The 13,150-nt window shown below is 58.7% G+C and carries 8 protein-coding genes and 2 pseudogenes; 7 read left to right on the top strand and 3 right to left on the bottom strand.

The window, feature by feature from the left end; all coding sequences use genetic code 11:
- Positions 1 to 99 precede the first annotated feature (99 nt).
- Both JN280_RS34220 and JN280_RS34215 read right to left on the bottom strand, forming a co-directional pair.
- Positions 100 to 1,242: a M20 family metallopeptidase gene (locus JN280_RS34220; RefSeq protein ID WP_202308726.1), complete on the bottom strand. Its 1,143-nt coding sequence runs from the start codon at positions 1,240 to 1,242 to the stop codon at positions 100 to 102.
- Between the two features lie 32 nt (positions 1,243 to 1,274).
- Positions 1,275 to 2,465 (bottom strand): aminotransferase class V-fold PLP-dependent enzyme, encoded by a 1,191-nt coding sequence (locus tag JN280_RS34215; RefSeq protein ID WP_202308725.1) that lies wholly within the window; start codon positions 2,463 to 2,465, stop codon positions 1,275 to 1,277.
- A gap of 670 nt (positions 2,466 to 3,135) precedes the next feature.
- Between JN280_RS34215 and JN280_RS34210 the strand changes: the two genes are divergently transcribed.
- Both JN280_RS34210 and JN280_RS34205 read left to right on the top strand, forming a co-directional pair.
- Positions 3,136 to 4,314, top strand: coding sequence for a M24 family metallopeptidase (locus JN280_RS34210; protein ID WP_202308724.1), 1,179 nt, complete (start codon positions 3,136 to 3,138; stop codon positions 4,312 to 4,314).
- A gap of 523 nt (positions 4,315 to 4,837) precedes the next feature.
- Positions 4,838 to 5,317 carry a serine hydrolase gene (locus JN280_RS34205; RefSeq protein ID WP_202308723.1) on the top strand — a complete coding sequence of 160 codons (480 nt, stop codon included), beginning with the start codon at positions 4,838 to 4,840 and terminating at the stop codon, positions 5,315 to 5,317.
- On the opposite strand, the pseudogene JN280_RS34200 reads toward JN280_RS34205, so the two are convergent.
- Positions 5,262 to 6,379: pseudogene (locus JN280_RS34200) on the bottom strand (IS701 family transposase); the annotation flags it as partial. The gene JN280_RS34205 and the pseudogene JN280_RS34200 overlap by 56 nt on opposite strands.
- A 272-nt stretch (positions 6,380 to 6,651) precedes the next feature.
- Between JN280_RS34200 and JN280_RS34195 the strand changes: the two are divergent.
- The 5 genes and pseudogenes from JN280_RS34195 (at position 6,652) to istB (ending at position 11,857) form a co-directional block, all read left to right on the top strand.
- Entirely contained in the window at positions 6,652 to 7,878 is a 1,227-nt protein-coding gene (locus tag JN280_RS34195; protein WP_202308722.1) for a tyrosine-type recombinase/integrase, read from the top strand.
- Positions 7,875 to 8,819 (top strand): tyrosine-type recombinase/integrase, encoded by a 945-nt coding sequence (locus JN280_RS34190; RefSeq protein WP_202308721.1) that lies wholly within the window; start codon positions 7,875 to 7,877, stop codon positions 8,817 to 8,819. Before JN280_RS34195 ends, JN280_RS34190 begins: the two co-directional genes overlap by 4 nt.
- Positions 8,809 to 9,804 (top strand): tyrosine-type recombinase/integrase, encoded by a 996-nt coding sequence (locus tag JN280_RS34185; RefSeq protein WP_202308720.1) that lies wholly within the window; start codon positions 8,809 to 8,811, stop codon positions 9,802 to 9,804. The genes JN280_RS34190 and JN280_RS34185 overlap by 11 nt, the downstream gene beginning before the upstream one ends.
- A 489-nt stretch (positions 9,805 to 10,293) precedes the next feature.
- Positions 10,294 to 11,088: a Mu transposase domain-containing protein gene (locus JN280_RS34180; RefSeq protein ID WP_244742484.1), complete on the top strand. Its 795-nt coding sequence runs from the start codon at positions 10,294 to 10,296 to the stop codon at positions 11,086 to 11,088.
- A gap of 12 nt (positions 11,089 to 11,100) precedes the next feature.
- A pseudogene (istB, locus tag JN280_RS34175) lies at positions 11,101 to 11,857 on the top strand (IS21-like element helper ATPase IstB).
- Positions 11,858 to 13,150 lie beyond the last annotated feature (1,293 nt).

The following is a 13,150-nucleotide window of genomic DNA, read 5'->3' as shown; positions in this document are numbered from 1 at the left end:
GGATCCAATATGCACAAATCGCACGATGACTCTTTCAGCAACCCAAAGGTTCGGAAAGGGCCTTTCTTGCGCTATACCGCCATTTATCTATATGAAAAGCTAATATTTTAGCATAATACGTCTATATATCTCAACTGCTTTTTCAAGTTGACCTAATTCAACGTACTCGTTGTTTGTGTGAGCCCGATCAATGCTCCCGGGTCCGAGGACGATGCATGGAATGCCGGCCAACGATAGCTGACTGGCGTCGGTGCCGTACGGCACTCCAATGTATTTGCCGGTTCCGGCAATATCGGCACACGCCTGCGCTGCCACCGACGCTATTATACTCGACTCCGCACTATCCGGAGCAGGATCTTCCAGCGCGGGGAGCAAGGAGCGAACCTTGATATTTTCGCGATCCCGCAAACCTTGCAGTACGTTCTCCACTTCTGCCAAAGCCTGCTCTGGTCGCTCTCCTGGAACGAGGCGCCGATCGACCCAGATGCGGCAGGAGGGAGGGACTGTTGTCAATTCCAAGCCACCCTCGATAAGACTTACCGTCAAAGTTGGAGGACTGACCAAAGGCTGGGTGCGCGAAGCGAGATCCTGACCGTGTTCGTTGAGTGACAATATAACGTTTGCCATGCCTGTGATTGCATTGACTCCGAGGTGCGGCTTCGAAGTGTGAGCAGGGACACCCTCGACCTCGATTTGCCAGCGAACCGACCCCTTGTGAGCGACTACAAGCTCAAGCTCGGTTGGCTCACCAACAACCGCGCCATCATATGACTTGCCAGAGAGAGCGATGGCGCGAGCGCCGATCTTGCGGTACTCTTCATCAATGCTGGCGGCAACGACAATTGTGGCGTTCGGCTGACAGTCCCCTAAGGAACTCAGTGCGATCATCATTGCTGAGAGGGAACCTTTTGTATCGCAACTTCCCCTACCGTAGAGTCGATTATCCTTCAATTCAGGAGAAAATGGATCGGAAGCCCAGTTATCAGTGGGCACCGTGTCCATGTGGGCCACAAAAAGAAGGCGCCGACTAGGGTCTTTGCCTGAGATCCAGGTCAAGAAATTCGAGCGCCCGTCGACAACGTGCTGGAGTTCATAAGGCAGGTTTCGGTCCCGGCAAAACCTCTCAAGATATTCGGCGACCCGCTGTTCTCCGCTGCCGCTGGGCGAAAGCGAAGGGTTGACGCTTTCAATTTTGACAAGGTCTTGAAGAAGCGCCACGGTATCCGCGCTTTGCGACGACATAAATTCTCCTATCCGGCCGTAATCTGGCGCAGCTAATTCGACCATTTCTTGACTATATCGATAACTTGGTCGACTTCTTCTTCGCTGTTGTAAAGATGAAGCGAGAACCGAAGGAGCCCACGTCGCGTTGAAGCAACGACCTTGTTTTCCGCAAGATAGCTATGCAGCGACGGTATGTAGGCGGCGACTTCTTGCGTTCCGCCGAGTGCAGCCATGTCGCCAATCGCCACAATACTCCCAGTGTGGTCGCCAGGAGGCCCGCCACAGACAGGCAGTCCGGCTTCTAGCAGCCCTGAAGCCAGTCGAGTTGCCAAAGATGTCACGTGCTTGTCGATTGCTTCTGTTCCGATCTCCAGCAGTTGCCCCAAGGATGCGTGGGCGGCAATCATGCCTGGGAAATTGTAGTGCCCGATGTCAAAACGAGGCGCTCCAGCCCGCAGCTTGGCGGCGTTGAGAATGGGAGCCGATTCTGGTGCATTCCCGAGATCGACGCTAAAGCGAGCGAGGTAAGCTGGCTTCAGCTGATCTGCCCACCCCCGGCGGCAGTAGAGAAACCCCGATCCGTAGAGGCCCATCAATCCCTTCACAGTCGAGACGGCCAAACCATCTACTCCCAACCGGTTGACATCAGTATGCAGGATTCCGACCGACTGAGTCCCGTCCGCCAAAAGGAAGGCGCCATGACGCCTGCACGCCTCCGCGACGGGTTGCGTGACTGTCCGAAAACCAGGAACCATTGTTGCGGTCGAAAGCGCCACAACGCGGGTCCTGGAATCAAGCGCATTGACAATCGCATCTACGGGAATGGCACCATTATCCGGCTCCACTAATTTGAGATCAACATTATGTAGAGCTTTCACTTGGAGCCATGGCAGGATGTTGTTAGCATGCTCAAGTTGAGGGCATAAGACAACGCTGTCGCCGGCTCGCCAGTCAATCGCGTTGGCGATTATGTTGATACCCTCTGATGCGTTCTTTGTGATGGAAATTTCATCTTTATCTGCCCCAACAAATCGAGCAAATCTAGCGCGTGTCTTTTCGATGTCCGCCAATTGGCTAAGCTCATCGTTTATCCCGTGCAGTCTGTTATTGAGATGATCCTCGAACGACATTCTTGTGGTACGAGATATCAATCCTTGGTTGGCAACATCCATGTAAATAAAGTTTAGCGTCGCTGGGAAATCGTCCCGGATGCTTTTTAATGGAAGGATACTGCCGTTCATAATCATGGAGCTCGTCAATTGCGGTTTACCTTGGTCCAAACGCCGCGGACAGACTCCAAGCGCGAACGCGGCTGGCGGCAGCGGGGAACTAGCTTCGTCTGTGCAGGATTGATCATATCCGTCAGACGGTGGGAAATTCCCACTATTTCTCGCCCATGTTGAGGATTTTCTGCATAGATGCGAATTGCTTGCAGACTTTCGAGCCGGAAGGGAGCAGCCAATCGTGCGCAGGCACTTTGGCATCGGGAGGCCCGCGCCGTCAGCGCCTCGATACAGTGGACGCGACGCCAGCGGTGATGGCAGCCGCATTCTTACCCGATAACAAGCTTGCCATCTCAACTGGCAGAACACTCCGACGGCCCGCACCCGCGCGCCAAGGCTGCCGGACGTGAAGTGATCTAAGCCGGCGAGGGCCCAGGCTCCCCGACGCGGGCACAATCATCGCGCAGCTTTCGCCCAACCCGGCGCCGTTTTCTAGACATTTGGATTGTTGGGGGTAGTAGTCGATGTAACAGCAATGTCGACGAAGACGGAGGCTTCTGAGCAATCAAGGCCAGCTCAACGCAGGTTTCCTGCGCGAACTCGGGAACGACGGCAACGTTATGCGCAGGTCAGATGCTACGATACGCCGTCCAGCGCGTGGCGCGCCTCTTTATTTTGAAGGGCTCCTATGAAAGTTTCCGGCATAGACATCATAAAGGTAGAAAAAGACCTGGCTTTTACCATCCAGGAGTATCAAAGAAGGCTCAAGGCGGTCCGCGAAGGCATTGCAGCCCGGGATCTGGACATCCTCGTGGTGACCGTCCCCGAGAACATGCTTTACCTAAGCGGTTACAACACGCTCGGTTATGCCTCCGCCCAGTATCTGCTTATCCCGCTGCAAGGGGAGCCCCTCCATATTACGCGTGGCATTGAAGAGGTGAATGTCCGGGCCTATTCGTGGATAGATAACAGTACCAGCTACATGGACCACGAGGCCCCGCTCGATCTGCTCGCGGAAACGCTGCGTAATCTGGGTTTTGCAAAGGCGAAGGTTGGGTTCGAGAAAAAGTCTTGGTTCTTCTCGATCGCCGATTATGAAGCGCTCAAGACCCTTCTCCCCGATGTCCGTTTCGAAGATGGCTCGATGATTGTCGAGGCGGTCCGCGTCGTCAAATCGGATGCCGAAATAGACTATATCAGGCAGGCAGCGCGGATTGCCGAGGCCGGCATCGAAGCGGGCATCAACCAGATAAGGGCTGGAGTGAACGAGAATGAAATCGCCGCCGAAATCCAGCGCGTAGTCACGCTCAAGGGAAGTGAATACCCCGGCTACCCGCCGTTTGTGACTTCGGGCGTGCGCACGAGCTATGCGCACGGCACGTGGTCGGGCCGGCAGATTCAGCCGGGTGACCCTGTCTTCCTCGAACTGTCCGGCACCGTTCGACGCTATAGCGCCGCGATTATGCGGGCTTCCGTGGTCAGTCCATCCAACCGTGAACTCGAGAAAATGGAGGACGTGTCACGCAGGGCGCTGGAAAACATGCTCGACGGCATACGTCCTGATCGCCCCCTCGGTGAGGTGTGGAGTATCTGGTCTCAGACCGTCAACGATGGAGGCTATGAAGGGCGCTTCAAGCGTACGGGGTATTCCATCGGCATTAGCTACCCGCCGGATTGGGGCGAAGGGCACATCCTGTCGTTTAAGCGAGGGGAAACGCGGATCCTCAAGCCGAATATGGTCTTCCATATCCCCTCGATGGTCAAGGCTTTCGGCTTTGCGGATGTCGGCACCAGCGAGACTGTTCGCGTGACCGAAACTGGCTGCGAGATTTTGACGAACTACAAACGTCAGCTTTACGTCCGCTAAAACCAGACGCAGACTTCTGACCTTCATGATACCAGGCCGGGCCAATCGAGAACAACATCGGTGTGTTCCGATTGCGGCCCGGTTCGCTGCCAAGCTAATAGATGCGCAATGTTAACGCGCATCCAAACGTCGCTTCGTTCAACATAGCAGCAGCAGCTGGCGAACATGCGCGGAGCATTTCGATGCCTGAGGAATTCGAAGATCCCAACCGCCGCGTTGTCGGCACCTCGCAGTCCGATCCCGAGTTATGGCGGTCCGATGCGACGCTGGGTGGGCCTATGATCCCACCCGACGAGTGGTCTTTTTGGCCTTATAGCAAATAGACATACTCGCACGTAAGCGAATCGACGCGAACCGCCCGGGTTTGGCGCGGGCCAGGACCGGTCTTGCCGCTTCCAAGCCGGATCATGGCGGATATCGGTGACATCGAAGTTGCGTTGAGCGACGGCCAGCGCGCCACGGTCCGCGAATACCCGCGAGGGACTATACTGACGGGTTTCTGGTTCTTTACCAGGGCGAGATCGTGTTCGAATCGTACATGAATGGCATGGAACCGCATTCCCAACACATCGCCAGATCGGGTTCCAAGTCCATCACCGGGACGATGTTCGGGATTCTAGTGCGCCGCGGGCTGATTGATCCTGAAAGTCTGGTGACACGATATCTGCCGGAACTGCAGGCGACCGCCTATCGCGGCGCCACGGTGCAGCACTTGCTGGACATGACTGCGGGCGCCACTCTCAAGGGATTGTGGTACGTGCCAAACAACGATTACTTTAATTACGTTGTAGCAACAGGATACTTCGGCCCCCCGGAGGGACATCCTGACGCTCCCGCCGACATCTGGCAGGCCATTCTGCGGATAACCGAGCCGGAGGCGCCGCACGGCGCGCGGTTCAAGTACTTTGACCCCAAAATCGACGTGCTAGCACTACTTTGGCAGATTGTTAGCGGAGAGGGCTCTGCGGCAGTGGGGACAACGGATTGGGGGCGGCTGCGCTAGCGCGGTGAGGATGGCTTGCCTGACGGCGGGTAGGCTCGGTTGGGGCGGCGGGCCAACGATTCTTTTTTCCCCCTCCAGGCGGCGAGATTGCAGGAAGGCGTAGGCGATCATCGTCATCAGCGCGTGCCGGTGCAGGCCGGTCCATGAGCGCCCTTCGAAGTGGTCGAGGCCAAGTTCCTCCTTGAGCTGCTGATGCGCCTGTTCGCAGACCCAGCGCGCCTTGATGGCGCCTGCGATCTGCTTGAGCGGGGTGTCGGCGGGCAAGTTGGAGAGGTAGTATTTGCGCTCGCCGGTCGAGCGGTGCTCGCCGATCACCCAGACCTCCTCGCCGGGCAGATGCTGAGCGCCCATGTCGCGGATGCGCTGGGGTGGGCCATCTGCAACCCGGACACGGACAGCGGCGAAGCGCGCCGAGAGGCGGCCTTTGGTGCCACGCCGCCAACTGACCGCGCGCCATGGGGCTGTCTCCAGCATCGCCTTCGCGGTCATCGACTTCACATCGGGGATATGCCGCTGGCGCGGACGGCCGCGTCCGGCAACGGGAAAGATCATTGCCACGTCGGCGGGATAGACCTTCTGCTTGAACGGGATACCGACGGCCCAGGTAAGGCCGCGCTCGGTGAGCGCCTGCCGGAAGGGGGCGCTCAAGCCATATCCGGCATCGGCGAGCACGCAGCCAAAGCGTAGGCCGGCTGCGCGAGCCCGGTCGATCTCGGCCAGCGCGATTTCGGGCTTGGTCCTGTAGGCACGATGGTCCTCGGGCGCACCGGCACGGTCGAGCCGGGCGGGATCGGAAGTCCAGCTCTCGGGCAGAAACAGCCGCAGTCCCACCATGACCGGCACTTCGCTAGAGGCCACCGTCAGCGACACCAGCGTCTGGCAGTTGGCGTCGTTACCAAGCGCCGAGGCATATTGCGGCGCGACGCCGACCGAGTGGCGCCCCTTCTTGGGGAGCGCTGTGTCGTCCACGATCAGCCATGCATCGTTCCCGCCAACTTGTCTGTCGGCCTCCGCAAGTAGCACCTTCTCCAGCGGCCCAGCATCCCACACGCCGCTCGCGATTCGCAATGGCGTCAAGCAGGGCACGCGGCCGCGCACAGAGCCGAGCTGGGCCCATCTTGCCGTCGAGCTCAAGAAGCCGGGCGTCACGCTCCTCATCTTGTGGGAGGAGTATCGAGGAAGTCATCCCGACGGATATGGCTACAGCCGTTATGTTGCGGCCAAATTTATGTTGCGGAAGCCCTTTTCTTTCTCAGGCGTCTGTCCGTCGTTGGGTCCTTGACGCAACATAACTTAATGGCTGGCTAGCAAGCCTTTTCCAATGGAGGTTTGCTATGGATAAGACGACTTTTTCCGGCCACTCGTCGGGCCACCACAATGATGACGCGCCGTTTGCCGAAGAGCGGAATCGTTACCTTCGCCACTGCGCGGAACGCGGCGCCACTCCCTTTTCTCTCAGAACCAAGCGCAGCGAGCTGTTGTGGATTGCTACGCGTCTCGGCCCGGATGCCGCTTCGGAGGGCATCGACATCGAGGCCCTCCGACAGATCGCCATTGAGAGGCAACAAGCCCACGGAGCCGTCACCGCGGCGCGAAGAGTGATCGATATCGGACGACCTTGGCTTCGATTTCTCGGTTGGTGGCGTGAACCGAGTGCCGGGTTCGAGTATCAGAGCCAACTCGATGAGTATGTGAGATGGATGCGCGATGAGCGCGGCTTCACACCATCGACGCTCGAGCAATGGACCCGTGTGATCGGTAGGTTCCTGCGCTGGTGCGACCAGACGAACCGGCAATTCGGGGATCTTCAGGCCGGGGACATCGACGCTTATTTCGTTACCCAGGCGACGGGACGATGGTCCCGCGTGTCGGTCGCCAACACCGCTTCGGCTCTGCGCGGATTTCTGCGCTACGCAGCAAAGCGGGGAATGTGCGCCGACAGCCTAGCCGGATCGATTTGCCGCCCCCGGCTCTACCGACAGGAGTCTCTGCCGTACGCCCCGGACTGGTCAGACGTGCAACGCATGTTGGCCGATGCCGAGACCGACAAGCCGCGGGACATCCGCGATCGTGCAATCCTGCTGCTGCTTGCGGTCTATGGAATGCGCAGCGGGGAAGTAGTGGCATTGCGCCTCGATCAGATCGACTGGGCCGGTCGGACGCTACGGCTTTTCCGTTTGAAGCGCCGCCAGCCGCAGATTTATCCGCTCGTCTCGTCTGTTGCTGAGGCGCTCGCCCACTACATCGACACGATACGGCCATCGTCGTCGTGCCCGGAAGTCTTCCTCTGCATGCAAGCGCCCCGTCGGCCGTTGAAGGCGGGGAGCATCTATGATGTCGCGAACCGCAGATTTGTCGCGCTTGGAATCGAAGCGGCCCATCGCGGGGGGCACGCGCTGCGCCATGCCTGCGCCTCCCGGCTTCTTGCCGAAGGTCTGTCGATAAAAGAGATCGGAGACCACCTGGGGCACCGTAGCGCGGCGACAACCAGTATCTACGCCAAGGTGAACTTGGCAGCTCTTCGCGAGGTTGGTGCATTCGACCTGGGAGCGCTGCAATGATGCTGACCGATGTCGTCGACGTTTATCTGGCCAAGCAGCGGTCATTAGGCATGCGTTTCGAGTCCGCCGAGGTGCTGCTGCGCAGGTTCTGCCGCGTGTTGGGCAATCCCGAGATCAGCGAGATTACCCCAGAGACGGTAGCCGTGTTTCTCCAAGGCAGCGGCTCGCTCAGCGCCGCCTGGATGCTGCGCTACAACGTCCTGAGCGGCTTTTACCGGTTCGCCGTCAGCCGCGGCCATGCGACGTTCTCGCCGCTGCCGACAACAATCCCGAAGCTGCCGCCGCAACAGACCCCGTACGTCTACTCGACCGAAGAGCTACGTCGACTGGTGGACGCGACCTCGATCCTGAAGGTTGGGCACAGTCCTCAGGTGCCGGCAATTTATCGTACCCTTCTCCTGCTGCTTTACGGTAGCGGTATGCGCATCGGCGAGGCGCTTCGCTTGGTCCTGTACGACGTGGATCTGACCGAGCAGATCATCACTGTCCGCGACACGAAGTTCTTCAAAACGCGTCTTGTGCCGATCGGACCAAAGCTCAACTGCGAGCTGGCTGCGCATATCGAACGCCGGCGCCTCCTCCCTTTGTCGCGCGGGCAAGAATCACCGTTGTTCACCACGCGCGATGGCCGGCCGTGGCACTACGTGCGGGTCATTTCCTGGTTCCAGCATGTCCGCCTTGCCGCCGGAATCAGTTGTCCTGTCGGCGAGCTTCGGCCGCCACGACTGCACGATATTCGTCACACGGCCGCCGTGCACCGGGTGATTGCCTGGTATCGCTCCGGCCAAGACGTGCAGCGATTGCTCCCGCAACTCGCAACCTACCTTGGTCACATCGATATCCGTTCAACACAGCGCTATCTGCACATGACGCCGGATCTCCTCGATGCAGCCAGCCAGCGCTTTGCGCAATACGCAATGGGGGCCAACCATGAAGGATGAGAGCCTCCTTGGTCCGTGGATCCGTCGTTTCCTGTTGGAGCACCTGGTTGCCGAACGCAATCTTTCCCGCAACACCCAAGCCAGCTACCGCGACACGCTTACACTGCTGCTGCCGTTTGCAAGCAAGCAGGGAGGTCGTGCTATCGATCGTATGACGGTGGAAGATCTGACGCCGGCAATCGTCCGCAAATTCCTGGACCATCTGCAACGTGATCGCCGATGCAGCGAAGCAACCCGTAACCAACGGCTTGCGACCATTCATTCATTGGCACGCTTCATCGGCATGCGGTCGCCGGTCAACCTGGCCTGGTGTTCCGAGATAAGGGCGATACCATTCAAGAAGACGGCAAAGGCCGCGATCGGCTATCTCGAAAAAGCTGAGATGGATGCGCTCCTCGGCCAACCCGACAGGCGTGTGAGTCTTGGAGTGCGCGACCATGCCCTGCTGCTATTCCTCTACAACACTGGTGCGCGCGCCGATGAGGCAGCAAAGTTGACGGTCGGCAATCTTCAGCTGGGCGCGTCTCCGTCAGTGCGCCTTCATGGTAAGGGAAACAAGATCCGGATCTGCCCGTTGTGGGCAGCGACGGCGATATCGCTGGCTCGCCTCGTGACCGATCGGGATAGGAGCGATGCAGTCTTTCTGGGGCGGATGAAGGAACCTTTGACACGTTTCGGAATACACCGCGTCGTGACGCAATATGCCGCCATGGCGAGCAAAACCGTGCCGACCCTGGCCACGAAGCGCGTCAGCCCCCATACGATTCGTCACACGACAGCCGTCCACCTCCTGCGTGCCGGCGTCGATATCAACACGATCCGCGCCTGGCTCGGCCATGTGTCGTTGGACACCACGCACATCTACGCCGAGGTTGATCTGGAAATGAAGGCCAAGGCGTTGGCCAAGGTTGATATCAGCGGCTTGAAAGAGCCCCCACGGCAGCGATCTCTGCCGTCATTAATGGCATTCCTGAAAGCCCTGTAGCGAACTACCATTGCCGTTCTTCTTATGTGGCGGCTTGGGCCAAGGAAATCACCGAGATCCTTGGCTCATCCCCCGGAGACGCAACATAAATTTGGCCGCAACATAACGGCTGATATGTTCGGCATAACACTTCACCTGGTTCTGCGAGCTCTTTCGCAGCTTCGAACAGCGGCTTTCCCCGACGATGCGCCAAGAACACGCCGCCGGCGACAAGGTCTTCGTCGACTATTCCGGCAAGAAGATCCCGATCGTTGATCGAGACACCGGCGAGATCCGTGAGGCGGAGATCTTCGTGGCAGTGCTGGGTGCGTCCAGCTTCACCTATGCCGAAGCGACCTGGACCCAGACACTGCCTGATTGGATTGGTTCACACGTCAGGATGTTTCGTTTCTTTGACGGCGTTCCCCGCCTGATCGTCCCCGACAATCTGAAGTCGGGCGTCAGCCGCGCCAGCTTCTACGATCCCGAGATCAATCGCAGCTACGCACGATGGCATCCCATTATGGCGTCGGCGTTCTTCCGGCACGGCCGCGACGACGTTTCGCCCAGTCATGCATTCTGGGGCGGCTGCGCAACCAGACCTTCTTCTCGCTGGCCGAGGCCAATGCCGCAATTCGCCAGGCACTCGATCGCATCAATGATCACGTCATGCGTCGGCAGGGCGTCAGTCGCCGGCAACTGTTTGAGAGCGTCGAGCGTGCTGCGCTGGCAAGCCTTCCGAGCGAAGACTACGAATTCGCCGAGTGGCGTTTGGCCCGCGTCTCGACGGATTACCACGTCGAGTTCAAGACCTTCTTCTATTCCGTGCCGCACAACCTCATTCGCCAGCAAGTCGATCTGAGGGCAACGGCACGCACCATCGAGATATTCCACCGCGGCAAGCGCATTGCCGTCCATCAGCGCCGCTATGGCGGCCCTCGTCATGGGACTGATCCGGATCATATGCCCAGCTCCCACCGGCGATATGCCGAGTGGACGCCGGATCGTTTCCGTCGCTGGGCCGCATCCGTCGGGCCCGAGACGGAAGGCTTGGTTGTCGCAATCCTCGCCAGCCGCCCACATCCTGAACAAGGCTTTCGAACATGCCTGGGTGTCCTTCGCCTGTTTCGCGATGTCACACGCGATCGCGCCGAAGCCGTCTCAGCCCGCGCTGTCGAGATCGGTGGGCTGAACTGCAAGAGCATCGCCTCGCTCATCGCCAATCACAAGGCCGCAAGGCATTCCACCGAACCGACCGCCATCGTCGATCACGCCAATCTGCGTGGCCCTGATTACTTCCATTGAGGAGACACACCAATGCTCATCCATCCGACCATCGACATGCTGCGCGAACTCGGCCTTCATGGCATGGCCACCGCCTTCCAGGAGCTCGACGCACAATCCGAAGCACGCGGCCTCGAGCATGGCGAATGGCTTGCCATGCTGCTCGAGCGCGAGGCGACCATGCGCCGCCAGAAGCGTTTCGAAGCCCGCGCCAGGGCTGCAAAGCTTCGCCATGACGCACAGATCGAGAATGCCGACTTTCGTGCCGCACGCGGTCTTGATCGCAATCTGTTCATGGCGCTCGCCGGCTGCGATTGGATTCGCAAGCATCACAGTCTTCTCATCACCGGGCCGGCGGGCGTGGGCAAGAGCTGGCTGGCCTGTGCGCTTGGCCACAAAGCTTGCCGAGAGGATTTCTCCGTCGCCTATCACCGCGTGCCCCGGCTGTTTGCAACACGTGCCCTCGCGAGAGGCGACGGACGTTATGGCCGGATCCTCAAGCAACTCGCCAAAACCGACCTTCTCATTCTCGATGACTGGGGACCGGAAAAACTCAATGATGACCAGCGGCGTGATGTGCTTGAGATCATTGAAGACCGCTACGAACGCCGATCGACAATCGTCACCAGTCAGCTGCCCCCTGGATCGCTGGTACGAGATCATTGCAAACCCAACCCTGGCCGATGCCATCCTGGACCGCCTCGTTCACAACGCCTATCGCATCGATCTCACCGGTGAAAGCATGCGAAAACAGCGCTCGCCGAGAGCGTCTGAAACAGCGCAAGCTTGACCTGAAACGAAACCCAATCCAAACATCAACGAGACCCAGGATCAGTCCGAAAAATGGCCGGCTTCAAATCGGAACACCGGCCGGAATGAAATCGGAATGACTGGCCGGCCTCAAATCGGAATCGATCGCCGGCTTCGTCGGAATACGCACCTAGGGCTAATCATGCAGCGCGTATCCGGGAAGTTTCTTCCGGAGCTGTATAGCAGCGAATTATGGAGTCCAATGGGGGCGGAGGAAGACGCCTGCCAAATTGTAGACAAATCTCGTTTTTCGATGTCGTCCGGTGGATTTCAAGCCACAGTCCGTGATTTTGCGCGCTTCGCGCTGCTGCATCTGCGCGGGGGCAGGCTCAACGGCAGGCAGATCGTTCCATCTGAATGGATCGAGGCGATAAGACGCCCTAAGCCTCTTCTATTCGACTTATTCGCGCCAAACGTCCTTATGCCGATGCCAGTTCAGACCTGCCCAATGGCGCTTATCACAATGCTTTCTGGATTGAAGACCAAGAGAGAGGCGCCTACATCGCGTGGGGGTATGGTGGCCAGGTTATCTATATTGACCCTCGAGCGGACTTCGAGGCGGTGAAGCTCTCACACCAGCCTGGCCAATCACCGGTGAAGCGGACACAGTGGCCTGACCAAGTTTACCAGCCCCCCAAAGCCCTTCCGTTTGACGCGTTCGGGGCGATACGCGCCATCCGAGATGCCATGGAAAGTTAAGATTTGTGTGACCGGTGCAAGATCGTAGCGGTTCGGCGATGCAACACCGCGGGAGGGGCAGGGTCAGGTTACGCACGAAGGTGAGCGGATTTTAACGATCGAGATCTAGCACGGCCTGGACTGGATTGTGATAGCCGGTGTTGCTGCCGAACTCCAGACCAGCGCGGTCAACCGGCTGTCACGCGCGTCCCGCCGACATCAACGCGATGGACTTTATCGAGGCGGCCAAAAATGCGGGGCGAAGGCCGCGGCTGGATCATCTTCTGCGAGGTTCTGCGGTTTGTCCGTCGCCGCTAATCTCCGAGGCCTTTCCTTCATCTTCGCATGCTCTTCCTTCTGCCCCGTCCTTTCGTATCCTCACGGTGACGGCCGGCTTGCTGTGTGGGCTGAAGGCTGCAAGCCTTAGTGCAAAGCACTAGGAGTGGCCATGTGACGAAGCATCAGGTTGAGCGGATGGTTGCGGCGACGTTCGAGGCTGAGCCAGTGTTTCGGAGATCGCGCGAGTGCGAGCCTTCATCTTAGCCAGCTTTTCCTGTCGCAAGGAGCGATGCCAGATCTCCGTGTCGTCCGTGCC

Origin of the sequence: Mesorhizobium sp. L-8-10, assembly GCF_016756635.1 — a bacterium.
In the GTDB taxonomy this organism is placed as follows: Bacteria; Pseudomonadota; Alphaproteobacteria; order Rhizobiales; family Rhizobiaceae.
The sequence above is the reverse complement of the archived record's forward strand: the minus strand, read 5'-3'. Positions and strand labels throughout refer to the sequence as shown.